This is a genomic window from Actinocrinis sp. (genome assembly GCF_035946395.1).
In the GTDB taxonomy this organism is placed as follows: domain Bacteria; phylum Actinomycetota; class Actinomycetes; order Streptomycetales; family Catenulisporaceae; genus Actinocrinis.
Genome location: NZ_DASYZI010000309.1, coordinates 1 through 19,680, shown reverse-complemented (window position 1 = coordinate 19,680; position 19,680 = coordinate 1). Strand labels below are relative to the sequence as shown.

The 19,680-nt window shown below is 70.0% G+C and carries 13 protein-coding genes; 6 read left to right on the top strand and 7 right to left on the bottom strand.

Annotated features, from left to right (window positions below):
- Nucleotides 1-40: 40 nt before the first annotated feature.
- The 3 genes from VGS97_RS18870 to VGS97_RS18860 are packed head-to-tail and all read left to right on the top strand — an operon-like array spanning nucleotide 41 to nucleotide 5,145.
- Nucleotides 41-988 carry an ABC transporter ATP-binding protein gene (locus tag VGS97_RS18870; RefSeq protein ID WP_349262185.1) on the top strand — a complete coding sequence of 316 codons (948 nt, stop codon included), beginning with the start codon at nucleotides 41-43 and terminating at the stop codon, nucleotides 986-988.
- Nucleotides 985-2,349: an ABC transporter permease gene (locus tag VGS97_RS18865; protein WP_326854897.1), complete on the top strand. Its 1,365-nt coding sequence runs from the start codon at nucleotides 985-987 to the stop codon at nucleotides 2,347-2,349. The genes VGS97_RS18870 and VGS97_RS18865 overlap by 4 nt, the downstream gene beginning before the upstream one ends.
- 18 nt (nucleotides 2,350-2,367) lie before the next feature.
- On the top strand, nucleotides 2,368-5,145 hold the full coding sequence (locus VGS97_RS18860) for an alkaline phosphatase family protein (RefSeq protein ID WP_326854896.1): 2,778 nt from the start codon (nucleotides 2,368-2,370) through the stop codon (nucleotides 5,143-5,145).
- Between the two features lie 135 nt (nucleotides 5,146-5,280).
- Here VGS97_RS18860 and VGS97_RS18855 read toward each other — a convergent pair whose 3' ends face one another.
- A complete protein-coding gene (locus tag VGS97_RS18855; protein WP_326854895.1) occupies nucleotides 5,281-6,354 on the bottom strand; it encodes a chitinase in 1,074 nt (357 codons plus the stop codon).
- A gap of 164 nt (nucleotides 6,355-6,518) precedes the next feature.
- On the opposite strand from VGS97_RS18855, the gene VGS97_RS18850 reads away from it, so the two are divergent.
- Nucleotides 6,519-7,889 (top strand): cytochrome P450, encoded by a 1,371-nt coding sequence (locus tag VGS97_RS18850; protein ID WP_326854894.1) that lies wholly within the window; start codon nucleotides 6,519-6,521, stop codon nucleotides 7,887-7,889.
- A 42-nt stretch (nucleotides 7,890-7,931) separates the two neighbouring features.
- On the opposite strand, the gene VGS97_RS18845 is transcribed toward VGS97_RS18850, so the two are convergent.
- From VGS97_RS18845 to VGS97_RS18830, 4 genes are all read right to left on the bottom strand, one after another.
- Nucleotides 7,932-9,311 carry an ABC transporter substrate-binding protein gene (locus tag VGS97_RS18845; protein ID WP_326854893.1) on the bottom strand — a complete coding sequence of 460 codons (1,380 nt, stop codon included), beginning with the start codon at nucleotides 9,309-9,311 and terminating at the stop codon, nucleotides 7,932-7,934.
- Between the two features lie 14 nt (nucleotides 9,312-9,325).
- A complete protein-coding gene (locus tag VGS97_RS18840) occupies nucleotides 9,326-10,171 on the bottom strand; it encodes a carbohydrate ABC transporter permease (RefSeq protein ID WP_326854892.1) in 846 nt (281 codons plus the stop codon).
- Nucleotides 10,172-10,219: 48 nt separating this feature from the next.
- Nucleotides 10,220-11,224, bottom strand: coding sequence for a sugar ABC transporter permease (locus VGS97_RS18835; RefSeq protein ID WP_326854891.1), 1,005 nt, complete (start codon nucleotides 11,222-11,224; stop codon nucleotides 10,220-10,222).
- 293 nt (nucleotides 11,225-11,517) lie between these two features.
- On the bottom strand, nucleotides 11,518-14,412 hold the full coding sequence (locus VGS97_RS18830) for a PKD domain-containing protein (protein WP_326854890.1): 2,895 nt from the start codon (nucleotides 14,410-14,412) through the stop codon (nucleotides 11,518-11,520).
- 231 nt (nucleotides 14,413-14,643) lie between these two features.
- On the opposite strand from VGS97_RS18830, the gene VGS97_RS18825 reads away from it, so the two are divergent.
- Nucleotides 14,644-15,822 (top strand): serine hydrolase domain-containing protein, encoded by a 1,179-nt coding sequence (locus VGS97_RS18825; protein WP_326854889.1) that lies wholly within the window; start codon nucleotides 14,644-14,646, stop codon nucleotides 15,820-15,822.
- On the top strand, nucleotides 15,819-16,781 hold the full coding sequence (locus tag VGS97_RS18820; RefSeq protein WP_326854888.1) for a MurR/RpiR family transcriptional regulator: 963 nt from the start codon (nucleotides 15,819-15,821) through the stop codon (nucleotides 16,779-16,781). The genes VGS97_RS18825 and VGS97_RS18820 overlap by 4 nt, the downstream gene beginning before the upstream one ends.
- A gap of 370 nt (nucleotides 16,782-17,151) precedes the next feature.
- Here the strand turns inward: VGS97_RS18820 and VGS97_RS18815 are convergent, their stop codons facing one another.
- Nucleotides 17,152-18,075: an N-acetylmuramic acid 6-phosphate etherase gene (locus VGS97_RS18815; RefSeq protein WP_326854887.1), complete on the bottom strand. Its 924-nt coding sequence runs from the start codon at nucleotides 18,073-18,075 to the stop codon at nucleotides 17,152-17,154.
- Nucleotides 18,076-18,195: 120 nt separating this feature from the next.
- Nucleotides 18,196-19,494, bottom strand: a complete 1,299-nt coding sequence (locus VGS97_RS18810) for an N-acetylglucosamine kinase (RefSeq protein WP_326854886.1) — start codon at nucleotides 19,492-19,494, stop codon at nucleotides 18,196-18,198.
- Nucleotides 19,495-19,680 lie beyond the last annotated feature (186 nt).

Below are 19,680 nucleotides of genomic sequence, written 5' to 3'. Positions count from 1 at the left end.
CGAAACATAGGTTCGTGAGCGTTGGCTGAGAGAGGAACCCATGGATACGACCGTGGCAGTGCGGGGTCGCGGGATCACCAAGAGCTTCGGTGACGTCGTGGCGCTCGATCGCATCGACCTGACGGTGGCTCGGGGCCAGATCCACGGGCTGGTCGGCCCGAACGGCGCCGGGAAGACGACGCTGCTCGGGCTGCTGCTGGGATTGGCCGTCGCCGACGAGGGCCGCCTTGAGATCCTCGGCGCCCAGGCCGGGCGCACGGCGGCGGTTCCGGACGGCGTCGCGGGCTTCGTGGACGGCCCCGGCCTGTACCCCTCGCTCACCGCCCGCAAGAACCTGGCCGCGCTCGCCGCGCTGCGTTACCGCGACGTGCACGCCGCAGGGATCGATGACGCGCTGCACCAGGTCGGGCTGACCGACGTCGCCGACGACAAGGTCCGCGGCTTCTCCCTCGGCATGCGTCAGCGGCTCGGACTGGCCGCGGCCCTGCTCACCAGGCCCCGGCTGCTGGTGCTCGACGAGCCGTCCAACGGCCTCGACCCGGCCGGCAAGAAGCACGTGCACGGCGTGTTGAGCAGGCTGGCCGACGACGGCGCCGCAGTCGTGCTCTCCAGCCACCGGATGGACGACATCGAGGCGCTGTGCTCCGAGGTGACCATCCTCGCGACCGGCCGCGTCGTCTTCACCGGCCCGCTGGCCAAGCTGTCCGCAGAGAACCGCGAGCTCGACTATCGGCTGCGCACCTCCGACCCGGCGGCCGCTCGCACAACGGCCGGCGAGACGCCCGGGATACGCATCGTCGAGGACTCCGACGCCGTCAATCGTCACGACCCCGAGCTGCTCGTGGTGCGGGCGCTCGTACCAGCGCTCGACGAGCTCGTGACCCGGCTCGTGAACGCGAACATCGCAGTGCGCGAACTCGCGCCGGTGATCTCACCGCTCGAAGCCGCGTTCCTCGCCCTCACCGAGCAGGAAGAGGCCGGCCGATGACCGCCACCCTCGCCGACGCCCCCGCCGCCGGTGCCCTGCCCGCCGCAGTCCGCCCGGTCCCGGTGGCTCGCACGTACCGCTTCGAGCTGGTCAAGCAGTTCTCCTCGTGGCGTGTCCGCCTGCTGCTGCTCGCCTGCCTGATCGGCCCCGGGCTGCTGGTCGCCGGGATCAGCCTCCAGAGCACACTGCCCTCAGACACCCTCTTCGGCCGCTGGATGCACACCACCGGCTGGGCCGGACCGCTGGTGACGCTCGGCGTCGCCGGCACCTGGGCGCTACCGCTGGTGGCCTCGCTGGTGGCCGGCGACGTGTTCGCCGCCGAGGACCGGCTCGGCACCTGGCGCCACCTGCTGGTGGCGGTGCGCTCGCACCGGCGGATCTTCGCGGCGAAGGCGCTGGCCAGCGTCACCGTCGTGCTGCTGCTCGTGGCGGGCCTGGCCGTGTCAGGCGTCGCCGGCGGGCTCATCGCGGTCGGCAACAGGCCCCTGATCGGCCTCGACGACCACATCCTGTCGCCTGGCGACGCCGCCGGGAAGGTCCTGCTCGCCTGGGCCTGCGCGCTCGCCCCGACGCTGGCGCTCGTCGCCGTCGGGCTGCTCGGATCCGTCGCGCTCGGCCGCTCGCCGATGGGCCTGCTGCTGCCGGTCATGGCCGCCCTCGGGATGCAGGTCGCGCAGCTGCTGCCGCTGCCGGTCGCCGTGCGCCTCGCGCTGCCGGGCTACGCGTTCATCTCGTGGAACGGACTGTTCGCCGACCCGCAGCAACTGCGCCCCCTGCTGATCGGCGTCGCGGTCAGCCTGGTCTGGGCCGTCGTCGCGACCGCGCTGGCGTACCTGCTGTTCGTGCGGCGCGACTTCACCAATCTCACCGTCGACGGCGCCGGCCGCAGGGCGCTGACCGTCGGCGTGCTGCCGCCGGCCGCGCTGCTCGCCGTGACGATCGGCGTCGTCGCCGTCTCGACCGGCGCGACGGGCTCAGGGATCGATCAGGACAAGCTCCAGCGCTCGCTCGCCACCGCGTATGCCCACCTCTACCGGTTGCAGGAGGACGAGTTGCACCGCCCGGCGGTCACCGAAGCGCAGCTTCAGACCTCGGCCTCGTGCGTCAAGAGCGACGGATTCTCCGAACAGCAGGGGCCGGGCAACGACTGGCACTGCACAGTCACCTGGCACATCCCCGGCGTCGCAATCACTGGTCAGGCCATCTACCAGCTCGACGTCACCGCGAACGGGCGGTACATCGCCGACGGCGATGGGCCGAAGGAAGTGAACGGCTACTTCCTGGTCCGCACCCCGCAGGGGGACGAACCGAACCCGCTTTGGCAGTTCGACGGCAGCGTTGATCTGCTGCCTTCTCGCTAACGGAAGGAACCAATTCACATGCAAGTAACGCGCCGCAGGCGGTCTGAAGGGAAGTCGAACGCTCTTCCCGAGGGCCAGCACGGTCTACGGAGCTTCACGAAGGCCGGCAAGATCGGCGTGGCCTCGATCGCGCTCGTGCTCACGGGTGCGACCGTCGGTTCCGCGTCGACGCAGCAGTTCGGCACCCAGCAGGTCGGCCAGATCACCGACCAGGGCCAGGTCCTGCCGAGCGACCAGTACATCAACCCGATCGGCGCCCGCCTGGTCGTCAACCAGGGCAAGATCATGGCCTCGACGATCAGCCCGGACGGCACCCACGTGGCCGCCACAGTCGCCGACGGCGGCGTCGCGCTGGTCGTCGTCGACCTGCGCAGCTACCAGGTCCAGCAGATCATCGGCCACAGCGCGTCGGCGAACCTCCAGATCAGCGGGAACGACGTCGGCCAGGGCGCGCCGACCTACTCGCCCGACGGCAGCTCGCTGTGGATCGGCCGGGCCAACGGCTACACCAAGTTCACGGTGAACGCCGACGGCTCGCTGGCCAACCCGGTCAACGTCTCGATCCCGGCCAGCGGCTCCACGCAGGCGCTGTCGGCCAAGGCCGTCTTCTCGGCCGACGGCAAGACCGTCTACGCGGCGGTCAACGGCCAGAACCGGGTCGTGGCGATCGACGCGGCGAGCGGCACCATCCAGCAGAGCTGGAACACCGGCGTCGCCCCGCGCGACATGGTGATGATCGGCGGCAGGCTCTACGTCGGCAACGAGGGCGGCCGTACCGCCGTCGCCGGCGACGTGACCATCAACTCGTACGGCACCCAGGTCCCGGCCGACAACGCGACCGGCGCCTCGACGACTGGCACTGTCAGCGTCATCGACACGGCGAACCCGTCGGCGGCCGTCGCCAGCATCGACGTCGGCCTGCACCCGTCCGCGCTCTACGCGGCCGGCGGCACGCTGTTCGTGGCCAACACCAACAGCAACACGGTCTCGATCATCGACACCGCCAAGAACAAGGTGGTCCAGACGATCTCGACCCAGCCGTGGGACGAGGCCAGCGTCGGCTATGAGCCGGACGCGATCAACCTGACCGCCGACGGCCACCTGCTGGTGTCCCTCGGCCGCGCCAACGCGGTGGCGGTGTACCGCTTCACCTCGGCGCACGAGCCGGTCAGCTACGTGGGCCTGCTGCCGACCGACTACTTCCCGGCCGAGATCGCCACGTCCGGCAACCAGATCGTGGTCTCGAACACCCGCGGCATCGACGCGCTGCGCACTCCGGCGCAGTACCCCATCGGCCACAACACGCACGACACCACCGGCAGCCTGACGAGGTTCACGCTGCCGAGCGACCACGACATCCGCGACTACACGGAGAAGGTCTTCCAGTACAACGGCTGGACGAACAACTCCGTGAAGTACGCCAACGACGAGAACCACAAGAACGCGGTACCCGTCCCGGCGAAGATCGGCGACCCGTCGACGATCAAGCACGTCTTCCTGATCGTCAAGGAGAACCGGACCTACGACCAGGTCTTCGGTGACATGGCGCAGGGCAACGGCGACTCGGCGCTGACCCAGTACGGCGAGGCCGTCACCCCGAACCAGCACGCCCTGGCGAGCCAGTTCGGCCTTTACGACAACTTCTACGACGTGCCCACCAACTCCGCCGAGGGCCACAACTGGCTGATGCAGGCGGACGACCCGGAGTACACCGAGTCCAGCGCGGGCGAGTACACCCGCAGCTACGACACCGAGGACGACGTCCTGGGCCACCAGGCCTCGGGCTTCATCTGGACCGGGGCGCAGGCGGCGGGCAAGTCGGTGCGCAACTTCGGCGAGTTCCTCTCGTACGACACGCCGCCGGCCGGCGGTACGTGGCAGAACCTGTACTGCGACACCAACACCATGGCCGCGACCGGGCAGCCCAGCGCCTACAAGATCGCGGGTGGCTCGCCGATCCCGTCGCTGAACGCCGTGTCGGTGCCCGGATACCCGAGGTTCGACCTCAACGTCCCGGACATCTACCGGGCGCAGCTGTGGAAGCAGGACTTCGAGAAGAACGGCCCGGCCGCGCTGAACATGCTCTGGCTCTCCAGCGACCACACCGGCGGCCCGGCGACCCCGGCCGCCATGGTCGCGGACAACGACCTCGCGGTCGGCCAGATCGTGGACGAGATCTCGCACAGCCAGTACTGGAAGGACTCGGCGATCTTCGTCGTCGAGGACGACTCGCAGGCCGGCCTCGACCACGTGGACGGCCACCGCGCCCCGATCCAGGTCATCAGCCCCTGGGCCGAGCACGGCGCCGTCGACAACCAGTACTACTCGCAGATCACCATGATCCGCACCATCGAGCAGATCCTCGGCATCCACCCGATGAACCAGATGGACGCCGCGGCCACCCCGATGGCGAGCGCGTTCACCGGCACGCCGGACTACACGCCGTTCACCGCGGTGCCGAACCAGACCTCGCTGACCCTCGGCGTCTCGCCGCAGCCGACCTGCGGTTCCAACGTGCCCGCCGGCCAGAGCACCGCGTCCGTGGCGAAGGCCGACGCGGCGGCCACCGCCGTCCCGGCCGCCGAGCAGGCCGTGGCCGCGCAGTGGAAGGCCTGGTCGACGCAGCAGCACCTCACCGGCGCGAACTCCACGCCGGACTTCGCCAACCCGGAGCAGATGAACCGCTACACCTACTACCAGACGACCGGCTGGACCAAGCCGTACCCGGGCGACAGCAAGATCCTCGCCCCGAACAGCGTCCCGGGCGCCTTCATCCCGTCCGCGGACTCGCAGTAAGCCGGCAGGCTCAACTGTATAGCTATATATAAACTATATAAGTACTGCATGAGCATTGAGCCGCCCGGCCGAATCTTCCGGCCGGGCGGCTCGCGTGTAGGCCCTGGCGGTATGAGATCCGGCCGGGACGGGCTCTCAGTGGGTGAAGGGCTCGAACAGGTGGCTGAAGTCCCAGGCGTTCTGCGCGATGCCGGAGCACGTGTTCTGGTCCCGCGACCCCGGGCAGCCGCCGTTGTCGCGCTGGATGGCCCACATCGACAGCAGATCCAGGCCGTTCGCCTGCGCGAAGGTGAGCATGGTCTGCGCGTCGGCCAGCGAGGAGACCTCGGTCTTCTTGGGGTAGTCGTCGATGCCGGGCAGCATCGTCATCGCTTCCATGCCCCATATCTGAGCAGAGGTCAGCGCCGGGTAGATGCCCGCGAGCTGGGTGTGGGTGTTGGTCGCGGCGTTGACCGCGGCCTGGCCCATGTTCACCGTGCCCTCGCCGGCGATGTAGTAGTCGAAGACCATGATGTCGACCGAGGTGACGGCGGCGCCGTCGGCGACGGCGTTCTGGAGCACCGACTCGCCGTTGGGGTCCAGTCCGTACTGCTCGACCGGCAGGGTGTACTGGATCTGCAACGGGATGGCGTTCGCGGCGGCCCACGCCTCGGTCAGCGCGATCGCCCGGTTGCGGCGGTCGATGCCCGCGGTGTTGTTCAGCGAGGCGGACTCGACGTCCATGTCCAGCCGGGTGACCCCCAGCGTGGTGATCACCGACTCGTAGTCGGCGGCGAGCTGGTTCACATCGGTGCACGAGTCCGCGATCTCGGTGCCGCCGTGGTCGGCGCTGTACCCGCCGAACGACGGGATGACGTCACCGCCGAGCGCGCGCAGCGACGCGATGTCGCTGTTGTAGTAGTTCAGCGGCTGTGCCGAGTTGCTGTTCCAGTCCAGCGAGCACGAGCCCCTGGTGGTGGCTTGCAGGAACGCCAGCGTGAAGTACTTCGCGCCGGAGGCCTGGGCGGTGGCCGTCAGGCTCGCCGTGTTCGGGGCCAGATACGTCTCGTAGTAGGGCGCGTAGACGTGCGCGGGCAGCGTCGTGTACGTCGCGGCCATGGCCGGCGGCGACCATGTCATGGCCCCGATGACGGTGGCGATCGCGGTGGCCGTCAGGACAGCGCTTCTCGGGACAGTGCTTCTCAGGGTGAAGCGTCGGCGCAGGTGCACGGATCAACTCCTCTGCTCCCGGTGGGTGGTGAAATTGTTTTGTTAATAACCTTTCCGAATGACTCTGTCAATGAACGACTCGTCGACGACGGTGCGCGGGTACTGCGATACGCGCCGTGCGTGGCCTGATGATGTCCGGGAACGCGAGGACTACCCTGACTGGCATGGCCGGATTTGTGCAGGCTCCCGGTGCGCAGCCGCTGCTGGGCCACTTCCTTCCGCTGCTTCGCGACCCGCTGCGCTTCATGGACTCGCTGCGCGGGCAGGGCGACCTCGTGGCGATCAGGGTCGGACCGCTGCGGTTCGCCGTGGTCTGCGATCCGGTCCTCGCCCACGAGGTCCTCACCGATCTGCGGACCTTCGATCGTACCGGGCCCGTCTACGACCGGACCCGGCGGGCCATGGGCAGCGGGGTGGCCACCGCCACGTACGCGGACCATCGGCGGCAGCGGCTGATCATGCAGCCCGCCTTCCACGCCCGGCACCTGGCGGGCTACGCCGAGGTGATGCGGCATCAGACGGGCACGCTGGTCGGCGGCTGGCAGGACGGCGAGGTCGTGGACATGGTCGAGGAGATGTTCCGGCTGACCACGTCGATCGCGCTGCGGGCGCTGTTCTCCACCCGGCTTGACCCCGCGGATGCCGAGAAGCTGCGCTCGGCGTTCGAGGTCTTCCTGCGCGGCTCGTACACCCAGCTCGCCCTGCCATCGCTTGGCCGCCTGCCACTGCCCGCCAACCGCCGCTACCAGGCGGCGCTGCGGCAGTGGCGTACGCAGGTGCGTGACCTGATCGCGCGCCATCGCGGTGCGGCAGGCGACCAGCACGACCTGATGGCCCGTTTGCTGGACGCGCGCGGCGACGACGGCGAGGGACTGACCGATGAGGAGCTCTGCGATCAGGTCGCGGTGCTGCTCATCGCCGGTGCGGAGACCACGTCCGCGGCGCTGACCTGGGCGATGTACCTGTTGTGCACGCATCCCGAAGTACTCGACGCGGTGAGCGCCGAGTCCGGCCGGGTGCTCGGCGGCGCCGTCGCCGGCTGGGCGCACCTGCCGGACTTGGAGCTGACCGCCCGGGTGATCAAGGAAGCGCTGCGGCTGTACCCGCCGAGCTGGCTGCTGCCGCGCACGGCGACGCGCGAGGCCCGGCTCGGCGCGCACGTCGTCCCGTCGGGCACCATGGTCCTGGTCAGCCAGTACCTGCTGCATCGCGACCCGGACGTCTTCGCCGATCCGAACCGCTTCGACCCGGGCCGATGGCTCGCGCCCGGCCGGTCCGCGGCCGAGTCGGCGCCACCGGCCACAAGGCCGCGGTCGAGTTCGAAGAGCCACCATGCGTATGTGCCGTTCGGCGGCGGACCGACCAAGTGCCTCGGCGAGCAGTTCGCGACTGCCGAGGCGGTGCTGGCCCTCGCCTCGGTCCTCGCCCGCTGGACACCGCAGCTGCTCGATTCGCGCGCGGCGCGCAAGCCCGACTGCCGGCTGGTCATGCTGCCCCGGCACCTGCCCGTGCGGCTGGCGGCACGGGCACGGTGAGCCGACGAAGTTCCGGCGGCGGTGTTCCGGCGGCGACGTCTTTCAGCTGGTCGAGCCGGAGTAGTACCAGCCGAGCTCGCTTTGCACCTTCGCGGCCATCTGCGTCGGGGTCAGCGTTCCCTCCAGCAGCTGGACGGCGAGGTTCTGCTCGTCCGTCCACACGCCGCCGCTGGCCGCGGGGGACTTGTTCGCCTTGAGGTTGGCGACGTTCGGCGGCGGGGTGTCCATCGCGCTGCGGATGCCGAAGATGGGCTGGATCGGCTGAGACTGGAACCACTGGGAGGCCTGGACGGCCAGCGGGTACTTGGCCGGGACGCTCGCGCCCTTGACCGGGGAGATCTCGCCGGCGATCGAGGAGAACGCGTTGCCGAAGGCCGGCGTGGCGGTGAAGGCCACGACCTTCTCGGCGGCCGAGGCCTCGGCCGCGTCGCCGATCTGCGAGTTCAGCGAGAAGTCGCCGTCGGCGTACCAGTCGACCTTGGGCTGGCCGCCGGCGGGGGACGGGACGAGGAACTGGCCGAGCTGCACGGCCGGGTTCACGGTGGTGAACTCGGGGGTGTTGAAGATGCCGTCGATGACGAAGCCGCACTTGCCCAGGGCCAGGGCCGTCTCCTGCTCGGTGTCCGCGGAGCCGACGGCCTGCCAGTTGGGCTCCAGGTACGGCGCGAGCTGCTGGAACGCCGTGAGGGTCTGCACGTACGGCGCGCCGGTGTAGTCGGCCTTCTTGTCGACGAGCTGCTGGGTGAAGTCGTCGGGCATCGTGGACGCGCCGATCGCGTCGATCTGGAGGCCGAGCATCCAGGGCTCGGTTCCCATCACGTACATCGGCGTCACGCCCGCGCTCTTGAGTTTTTGCAGCGCGCTGATGAAGTCCGGCCACGTCGCCGGTTCCGCGATGCCGTGCTGGCCGAGCACGGCCTTGTTGTAGAACACCGACATGGTCTGGATCGCGAACGGGACGCCGTAGGTCTTCCCCTGGTACTGCGCCGTCGCCAGCGCCGCGGAGGAGACGGTCGACGTGTCCACCTGGCCGTCGAGCGCCTTGATCATCCCCGCGGCGGCGTAGGTGTCGGTGGCCTCGCCGGCGCGGTCGTAGAAGATGTCGGGCCCCTTGCCGCCGTTCATCGCGGTGCGCAGGATCGCGTCGTACTGGGTCGGGGCGATCGACCGGAAGTCGATGTTGACCTTGACGCCCTGCGTGGCGAGGTCGCTTTGCACGGTGCTCCACAGGCTCTTGTCCTGCGGGCGCCACGACCAGACGCTCACCGTCGGCGCGCCGGGGTTGCCGCCGCTCCCGGACGAGCTGGAGCACGCGGTCAGACCGGTCGCGACGAAGGCGGACGCGACGACTAGGGCGAGCGTCGCCGACCGTCGGCGGTGGCGTAGGCGCGGGCGGCGAGGGCTGGACGCGGTGGTGGGCATGAGTGGCAGTCCCTTCACATCTTGACGGCGCCGGACAGGAGGTTGCGGCGCAGCTGGCGGGTGACGAGGAGGGCGCCGACGATCGTCGGCAGGCTCACGATGACCAGGGCGGCGAGTAGCAGCTGCCACTGGGTGGCGTACTGGCCGACGAAGGACAGGACGCCGACCGAGACGGTCATGTCGGACGGGTTCTGGATCAGCAGCAGCGGGAGGAAGAACTCCTTCCACGCGTTGATGAACTCGAAGATGGCGACGATGCCGAGGGCGGGGCGCACGAGCGGGAGGACGACGTGCCAGTAGATCTGGAGCGGGCCGGCGCCGTCGACCACCGCCGCTTCCTGTAGTTCCGCCGGTATCGAGCGCATGAAGTTGACCAGGATGAAGACGCTGAAAGACATCCCCGCGGCCGTGAACACCAGGATCAGTGAGGGCAGCGAGCCGAGCAGGCCGAGCTGGCGCATCAGGATGAACAGCGGCAGCGCGACGATCTGGATGGGCAGGGCGAGGCCGGCGACGAAGAAGAGGTAGAGCAGCTGGTTGCCGCGGAAGCTGTAGCGGGCGATCACGTAGGCGGCCAGCGACGAGGTCAGCAGCACCGCGGCGACCGTCGCCCCGGCGACGAACACGGTGTTGATCAGGAACCGGCCGAGGTCGCCGCCGACCCACGCCTGCGAGTAGTTCTCCGTGTGGATCCGGTCCGGCGCGGAGAGGGGAGCGGCCAGGATCCCGGCGATGGTCTTGACCGAGAGGTAGACCACGAACAGCAGCGGCACCAGGACGATGACGGCGTAGAGCACCAGGACGGCATGGCTGATCACGGCGGCCCTGCGGCGGCCGGGGCGGATGCTGCTGGTGCGCACGGGGCGCCTGCCTTCCTGTGCCTTCCTGGAGGTGGCTCGGTCGTGACTTCAGACCGCGACGCGCTTCTGCACCCACAGCAGGCCGCCGGAGACGGTGACCACGATCGCGAACCCGACCACGGCGAGCGCCGTCGCCAGGCCCATGGACTGCGCGGTGGTGCCGAAGCCGCCGAAACCGGTGCGGTAGAACAGGGTGCTGAGCACGTCGGTGGACGAGGAGGGCCCGGCCTGGGTGCCTTCCATGATGTAGATCAGGTCGAAGGTGCTGAACGCGCCGATGAAGTTCATCGACGTGATCACCACGAGCGTCGGGCGGATCGACGGGATCAGGACGCTGAAGAGGATGCGCACGCGGCCCGCGCCGTCCAGGGCGGCCGCGTCGAGCAGGTCCCTGGGCACGTCGCTGAACGCGGCCAGGAAGACCAGCACCGGGAAGCCCATGCCGACCCAGGCGGTGATGACGGCGATGGTCGGCAGGGCCAGGGTCGTCGAGCCGAGGAACGGCGGGGCCAGGAAGCCCAGGTGCAGGTCGGTGGCGATCGTGTTGTAGACCCCGAAGTCGGGTTCGAGGTAGATGGTCCAGATGTAGGCCACCACCACCGGCGGCAGCATGAACGGCAGGATGAACACGACGCTGTAGCGCTGCGACGCCTTTTCGTTGACCAGGAGCAGCAGGTAGGCGAGGGCGAGCCCGACGAGCAGTGTGAGGACCATGGAGACGGCGAAGAAGTACACGTTGTGCCACACGGCCCGCCAGAACTCGGGCGAGAAGTCGTGACTGGTGAGCGTGTAGCCGTAGTTGCGCAGGCCGATGAAGTCGGTCAGCGGCCCGGTGCCGTTCCAGTTGTAGAAGCTGTAACGCACGCTACTGATCAGCGGGTAGACGACGAAGAGGCCGAACAGGGCGAAGGCCGGCAGGACGAGCGCGGCCAGGACGGGGCCGCGCGGCCTTGTCAGCCTGCTGCCACCGGCGCGCCTGGCCCGCCCGGCGCGAGGACGCTCTTCGAGCCCTGCGGCGAGCGCGTCGGCGGGCTGCGTTGCCCCCGCTGACACCGATCCCTCACCATCCTTCGTTCCTTGAAACTTTCTACCATTCATGCTGGCATTGCGTGAAGACTTTTAACATATGTCCGCCCTTCGAACTTGGCTGCGGCGGCGGCGCGGGGTCGGCTGACGCGTAGCGGTGGATGAATCTACAGCCGCGTACAAAGCCTCGGCCAAGCTCGAAGAGCCCGTATGCCCTGAGAGTAGGGGTGGACGGCGGCCCGGACAGTGCGGGCCGCCGTCCCTTGGACGTGCGCGGTGGCCGAGGTGATCGGGTGGGTGTCCACCGCCCCGCCCGAGCCTCAGCTCGGCGTGCCCAAGCAGGTGGAGCCCGGGTACGCCAGTTTCGGCAGGGTGGTCCCGCTCGGCAGGGCGCCGTGCACCGCGTAGTACGCCATGTCATTGGCTACCTGCGGAGTCTTCGAGGCGGTGGCCGCCTCGCCGACCAGGAACAGGTTTGTCAGCGTGACGTTCAGCGGCCGCTCGACGTTGCCGAAAGGCGTCGAGCCAGGGTCCTGCTGGGACGGGTTGGCCCAGCCGCAGGGGTTGTCGTACAGGGCGTTGACCGCCGCCGCGCCGACCGCGATCACCAGGTGGTTGCCGCTGAGCGTGGCGCCCCAGGCCACGGTGAAGTTCCTGGTCACCTGGCTCGCCGGCAGCCCGGCGAACTTCGCCGCCGCGAGCGCGCTGGTGTCGTCGGCGGACGTGGCCGCATAGAGCAGCACGGTGCCGGGGTAGGTGGTCGGCGTGTTCGGCAGCGCGGTCGCGGTCCAGGCCGCGCCGGGGGCGGTGGCGCTGTCCACGTTCAGTTTCGCGCCGTTCGCGGTGAACACCTGCTCGGATTGGCCGGGCACGATGTTCGAGCTGACGCCGGTGATCGCGGTGGCGGTGCCGGGCAGCGTGGAAGCCTGCCAGGCCGAGCCGTTCCACTCGGTGACGCCGACGGCGCCGGAGGCGGTCGGGTAGAAGACCTCGTCCTGCACCGCGTCCGCCGAGGAGAGCACGTTGGTCGCGGTCAGGCTGCCGCCCGCGGCGACCGCGCCCGGGACCTCGGAGACCGTGAACCCGCCGGTCACCGAGGAACTCGCCACCGCGAGCCTGCCGGCCGCGTCGGTGAAGAACACGTCGACGCCGGAGTCGGTGGTAGCGGCCGAGACCCGGCTGCCCGGCTGCACGCCAAGGCTGTTCGATACGGTCGTGCTCATCCACGCGCCGCCGGTGTTCGCGACGGCGGTGAGGCGGTCGGAGCCGTCGAGGTAGAACGCGTACTCGACGGCGAGCGGGTTGCCCGAGACGGCGGTGGCCAGCGAACCCGGGGTCGCCGTGGCCGGCGCGGGCAGTGCTGCGGTGGACCAGCTGCCGCCGGTCTCGGTGGTCGCGTTCAGCGCACCGGAGGCGTCGAAGAAGAACACTGTCGGCGTGACGTGCGACGCTGGGGAGCCCCCGGAGACCGGGTCGGCGGCGAGTGCGGCCAGCGCGCTCTGCGCCGCGGGCGTGCCCGGCAGCGCGGCCGACGTCCAGCCGTTGGCGCCGATGTAGGTCTCGCCGAGCGCGCCGCCCGTGGACCGGAAGTAGGCGTGCGGGATGGTGGCGTAGCCGGCGTCAGGGTCCGCATAGGAAAGGCCGGTGATGGCGGTACCGGCGGCGAGCTGCCCCGGTTCGGTCTGCTGAAGCCAGCTTCCGCCATCCCAGCTGTCCACGGCGAGGCTGCTCCCGCTACCCGGAGTGAACGAGTACTGCATCAGCGGGTCGACGGTGTACCAGACCGCGTTGTTCGGCGCCGAGGCGACCGCGGACGATGGCGCGCTGACGCCGATGTTCCAGGTCTTCGTGATGATCGTGCCGAAGTTCGAGGTGGCGGTCATGGTCACCGTGTAGAGCCCGGCGCGCGGGAAGACGTGCGTCGCCGTCTGCGCGGTGATGTTGTTGTTCCGGCCGTCGTCGAAGGTCCAGTAGTACTTGCTGATCGAGCCGTTGCTCTCGGTGGCGGTGGCGGCGAGGCCGACCGAGGTTCCGGCGACCGCGGTCGCCGCGGCCGTGATCGTCGCGGTCGGGTTCGGCTGCTGCGCGGCGGTCGGCGGTGCGACGAGCACCCACTGCTCGCCGGCGCCCCAGACGGAGGCGGCCCACGGGGTCAGGTTGAGGTTCTGGTTGTACTCGACGGTGATGCCGTCCGAGCCGAGGAAGTCGCCGTTCGCCATGTTCACCGTGCCGTCGGCGTTGACCGAGGTGATGATGCCGACGTGGTTGGCGAACTTGCTCGCGGTGATCGTGCCGGGCGAGTAGAAGAGTACCGCGTCACCGGGCTGCGGGGTGCCGGAGTCGGCGGCCGGGGTCTGCCCGTCGTTGAGTGCCCATGTGTAATAGGAGCTCGCGGCGGCGTCGATGGTGTTCATGTCCTGCGTGACGCCGCCCTGTTCCCAGGTCCACTTGGCGAAGTCGGAGCACCACTCCTCATTCTGGTTCTGCACGTTGTACCCGGCGTCCGGGCCGCAGCCGTCCGCGTTGGGCGAGAAGGCGGCCACAAGAGTGGTGTACGGGTCGCAGTCGACGCCGTTGAAGCTCGTCTCCGCAGGTGTGGTGGCATGGCCGGTTTGGGTGAGCGCGACGTTCGCGATGTTCGCGCCGAGGCTTGTGCTGCCCGCCTTGGCAGCCTTGGCGGCGGCTGCCTTCGCGGCGGCGGACGGCAGGGCCGTGGAGCAGTCCACGGCGGAACCGGCCAGCCCCAGCGCGGCCTTGACCGCGGCGGGCACGTTGCTCGCGCAGGCCGCCACGGTCGGCGTGGGTATCAGGGTCCAGTCGCCGCCCTTGGCCTTCTCGAACAGGCCGCGGCCGGCGCCGTCCTGGAGGTCGATGGTGAGCTGCGTCCCGGCGGCAGCCGACGGCAGGAAGCCGGCTACGGCCCATTCGGTGCCGGTGGCATCGTCATCGGCGAAGTGCTCGGAGTCGGCGCGAAGCTCGCCCACGGCGCTGTGCGGGATGCGCCGGCCCATGGCGTAGGCCTGGGCGAGCGCGGCAGTGTCGTCCGCCGTCGCAGTCAGGGTCCTGACGGTGTTCGGCGCGCTCGCCGCGGTCGCGGCTGAGGCCGGCGGCAGAGCGCTGAATCCGAGCAACGCGGCGCAAAGGCCGCCCACGGCCGCGAGGCGGGTTCTGCGCAGGTGTCGCGGGGGCGAATCCGGGTGGGGTGGTCGAGCCACGTGTACCTCCGGGTGAAGATCGCAGGATGGCGCGCGCACAGGGGAGAGCATGGCGAAGCGAATGTTAGAAAGCAATACAGATTGCCAAAGCTTCGAAACTTTCCTTCAAGATCGGCAATCAGGCCTCTGGCAGTGACTGGATCACCCGCACTCTGAAGCCGGTCGGACCGCTCACCGTTGCTGGCTGACGGAACTGGTCAAATCAGGTGGCGGAAACTTACGATGTGCGGCATGGGCGCCACCGGGACAGCGATCCCACCCGCCGCGGCCCGCCTGGTCAGCGACGCCGTCGACCAGCGGATGATGACCACCGCCGTGCTCGCCGTCGGTCGCGGCGCGCAGACGTTCGGCGTGCAGATCCTCGGCGAGACCCGCAGCGGGCCGTCGGGCGTGCCCGTCACCGCCGACACGCTCTTCGACCTCGCGTCGCTCACCAAGGTGGTCGCGACCACCCCCGCGATCCTCCGGCTGTATGACGCGGACGAACTCGACCTCGACGACCCGGTCTCCCGCTACCTGCCCGCATACGCGCAGGGCGCCAAAGCCGAGGTGACATTGCGGCATCTGCTTTTGCACAGCTCGGGCCTGCCCGCGCACAGACCGTTCCATTGGCTGCCCGGCACTGCGGCGTCACGGCTCGCCGCCGCTGCCGAGGAACCGCTCGAAGCCGCACCGGACACCCGCGTCGTCTACTCGGACATCGGATTCATGCTGCTCGGCGCCGTCATCGCGAAGGTCTCCGGCGCGGGACTCGATCACGCCGCGCGCGAACTGGTCTTCGAACCCCTCGGCCTGGCGTCCACCGGCTATCTGCCCGACCCCGGCCGCGTCTTCGCCGCCACCGAACCCGATCCGCTCACTGGCGAGCCGATCAGCGGACGCGTGCACGACGAGAACGCACATGCGCTCGGCGGCATCGCCGGGCATGCCGGCGTGTTCGCAACCGTTGGCGACCTTATTCGTTATGTGCAGGTCGGCTGGCTCGTCGAGGACGGCGCGAACGGTTCTGACAGCGCGAACGGCAACGGATTCCTCTCCGCGCGCGCCCGCGCTGCCGCCACCACATGCCAGACAGCGCGGCTGGACGGACGGCGTGGGCTGGGCTGGACCCTCGCCGGAGACCGTTGGGACCATATGACCGCTGCCTGGCCGCACACCCGGGCCGGCCACACCGGATTCACCGGGACGAGTGTCGCGTTCGACCCGATCGGCGGGCTCTGGGCGGTGCTGCTCACCAATGCGGTGCACGCCGGCCGGGACCACGCGGGCATCGCCCTGCTGCGACGCACGGTGCATGCGGCCGTCGCCGCGTGGGCGGAGGCGGTCGGCCACGCCGACCTGCCCGAGCGCCGCTCGTGCCACGCCGCCGCCGATTACGATCGTGCCGTCCGAATCCGAGGAGACCGATGAGCCCCGCTGGTCACGACGAGGCAGCAGCGCCCGTTCCGGCGGGCCCCGCGGCGCGGGCCAGGGGCGCCGAATCGGTGTTGCCGCCGCAGACGATCCTGGTGCAGATCCGCGCGCTGCTGCCGAGCCTGCCGCCGTCCGAGCGCCGGGTGGCGATGGCTGCGCTGGCCGACCCGGTGGGGGTGGCGGCGCGCACGATCAGCGACCTCGCGGCGTCCTGTCAGACCTCGGAGACCACGGTCGTCCGGTTCTGCCGCAGCCTCGGCCTGCGCGGATACCCGGAACTGCGCATCGGCCTGGCCGCGGCCGCGTCCGCGCAGGACGGCCCGGCCGCCGCCGGCTGGACCGGTCTGGGCACCGACATCGGCCCGCGGGACACCACGGCCGAGGTCCTGGGCAAGATCGGCTTCGCCGACGCGCGGGCGGTGGAGGAGACCGTGGCCCAGTTGGACCTGCACGTGTTCGGCGAGTCGGTGGACGCGCTCGCGGCGGCGGACAAGGTGGATCTCTACGGCTCGGGCGCGAGCGCGCTGGTTGCCATGGACTTCCAGCAGAAGCTGAACAGGATAGGCCGCAGGGCCATGGCGTGGTCTGACCCGCACCTGGCGCTGACGTCGGCCGCCCTGCTGCGCAAGGGCGACGTCGCGGTGTGCATCTCCCACACCGGCGAGACGCCCGACACCCTCGCGGCCTTGCGCGAGGCCCGCGGCAACGGAGCCCTGACGGTCGCGATCACGAACTTCCCCCGCTCCACGATCGCCGTGGAAGCCGACCGTGTCCTGACCACCGCGGCGCGCGAAACCACCTACCGCTCCGGCGCCATGGCCAGCCGCATCGCCGCGCTCACCGTCGTCGACTGCCTCTTCGTCGCCCTCGCCCAGCGCAACCGCGCCCGCACCCTCAAGGCACTCGAACGTACCTACGTCGCCGTCCGTAACCGCCGCATCGTAGCCGCCGACTAACGACGCCCGCGCCTGTCCCGACACTGCCACACCTGTCGGAAGTCGCCTCCTGGCGTTAGGGCGTGTTCGAGCTGCGCGGTAGAGGTTTGCCTCGCCTGTCGTGCACGTTCGCCGAATTGTCGGGTCCCCAGTGCCGCCAGGCCCCTGTCACATACGGTCGGACAACCAATCTGAGCACGCCCCTCCACCTTGCGAACGCACGCGCCACGCACCGCGCCCTTAACCGGCCCTGCCTCTCGAACAACCCCTGGGAACGCACTGAATGTCTTGATATATTGCTCAGATCGCCCGGTTTGCTCCGGTTTACTGGTAAATATCGATCGGGGCAAACCGATATGAGCCGGGCGTGTTTCAAGATTTCAGTGCGCCCTTAGTCGGTGGAGGCCCTGCCGAGGGTTTGCAGAGCCGCGCGGACGCGGCCGTCGCCGACGGCCAAGGCGGCACGGGCTTTCTCGGTGTCGACGCCAGCGATGAGGGCGACGATCGCGATCTTGACGTCGCCGCCGGCCTCGGTGAGGGCGCGGGCGCATTCTTCCCCGGACTCGCCCGAGGCTTCGGTCAGAATCGTCAGGACCCTGCCGCGCAGCTTCGCGTTGACGGCGTTCATCTCGACCATCAGGTTCGAGTACGTCCTGCCGAGTGCCACCATCAGCGCCGTCGACAGGCTGTTGAGCACCAGCTTCTGCGCGGTGCCCGCCTTCAGGCGGGTGCTTCCGGCGACTGCCTCAGGGCCCGTATCCACCGCGAGGTGGACGTCCGCGTCCAGGGCAAGTTGCGCGTGCGGGTTGGCGCTGACCAGCACCGTGAACGCGCCGACCGCGCGGGCCGCGCGCAGCGCGCCGCCGACGTAAGGAGTCCGTCCGGACGCCGTCAGGCCGACGACGATGTCGCCCGCTTCGACGGCTGCGGCCTCCCTGGCACCCTGTGCCGGGTCGTCCTCGACGTTCTCGGACGGCCGGGCGAGCGCGGCCGCGCCGCCCGCGTGGTGGGCCACGACGATGTCCGGAGTCAGGCCGAAGGTCGGGATCAGCTCCGCCGCGTCCATCACGGCGAGCCTTCCGGAGGAGCCCGCGCCGAAGTAGTGCATGCGGCCGCCGACCGCGAGCCTGCGCGCCGCCTCGTCGACGACCTTTGCGAGTTCCGGCAGTACGGCGCGCACCGCGTCTGGCGGCACCCGGTCCTCGTCGTTGAGCATCTGTAGCACTTCGAGCGTCGGGACCAGGTCGATCCGGGTCGTCCTGGGGTTGCGTTCCTCGGTGGGGGACTGCACACGGTGGGCGTACGGAGTGCTCATCGGCTGAGGCTGTCCTTCCGGGCCTGCGCACCGTTGGAAGGTCAGCAATCGCCGAGCTCAACGCAGGTGGCGCTCAGCCATGATGGCGCTAAGTTCCATCGAGGTCAATTTCTAAGTTAATTATCGACGTACTTCGAAGCGCTCCTGGAACAGCCGGGTATGCAGGGCGGCGGCGTCAAGCCCGTCGCCGAGAAGGCGGAGCGCGGCGAGCCATGCGGCGCCGGCCGCGCCGTCCATCCCAGCGGTGATGGTGGCCATGGGCCAGGTCTCGGCGACGGCGGTGAGCACGAGTCTGTGAACGGGGGAGCCCGGTGCAAGGATCCCGCCGGCGAGCACGATGGGCGCGGCGGGGTCCTGCGCGCCGTGGGCGTTGCGGGTGCCGCCCGCGTTGCGCGCTTGGGTGAGTGTGGCGACGAGGAGGTCGGCGGCCTCGTGCAGGATGCGGGAAGCGTTGCGGTCGCCTTGAGCGGCGGCGGTGAGAACGAGCGGGACGAGGGTGGCGAGGTGGACCGGTCGGCGTGCGTTGGCTGCGGCGATGACGGCGGCGGCAAGGCGTCGGCCCTCGCCGAGGCCGAAGTCGGGGCGGTCAGGCGCTGCGTCGACGGCGGGGGCAGGGACGGTGGGGGCGACGGCCGTAGCGGATGTGCCTGACGTGGTGGGGACGGTGGGGGTAACGGCCGCAGTGGATGTGCCTGACGTGGTGGGAGCGGCGGGGGCGACGGCCGCAGTGGGTGCAGCGGGTGCAGGATTCATGCCGGGTGTGGCCGTGGTGGACGCGGTGCGTGCAGTGGGTCCGGCAGCTGTGTCGGATGTGGTGGCTGCGGCCGGGGCGGACGAGGGGACCAGTTCGGCGAGTACCGCGGCCACGAGGCCGGACGGCGTGACGCCGTCGTCGAGGTCTCGGAGCGTCGCGCGCACGGCTTGGCGACCGATCCAGAACCCTGATCCCTCGTCGCCGAGCAGCCAGCCGTGGCCGCCGAGGATGCCCGCGGGGCGGCGGTCGCGCATGGTCGCGGCGATGGCGCCGGTGCCGGCGAGCAGGACCGAGCCGTCGGGTTCGGGGCTGCCGGCGGCGAACGCGGTGGTGACGTCGGCGACGATCTCGACCGTGCAGCGTAAGCCGATACGCCGCCAGAGCGTGGCGATCGCCTCGGCCGCCGCAGGGTCGCCGACGAGCTTGCTCGCTCCTGCCATGCCGATCACGCAGGCGTCGACCGCGGGCGCTGCGAGGCCGGCCTCCGCTAGGGCCTCGGTGATCGCCGCCTCGATGTGCATGGCAGCGGTGTCGACGCCGTGCGTGGTCGGGTTCGCACCCGCCCGGCGAGAGGCGCCGAGCCGGATGCCGCCGGGTACGCCGACGACGAGGGCGCGCGTCCAGGTACCGCCGATGTCGAGCCCGAGGACCACATGCGCTGACACGTCGTCGGACCGCCCTTCCCCGCGGCGAAGCGGATGGAGAAGGATGTGGTTTCCTGTGGAATTGTGCCAGCGGGTCACGCGGAGATCAACAGCCGGCGCCGAAGCCGGAGCCGAGGGATCAGCAGGCGGAGCCGAGGGCGGTGAACAGGCCGTGGGCGGAGGGCCCGAAGCCGCGGTCGATGCGCC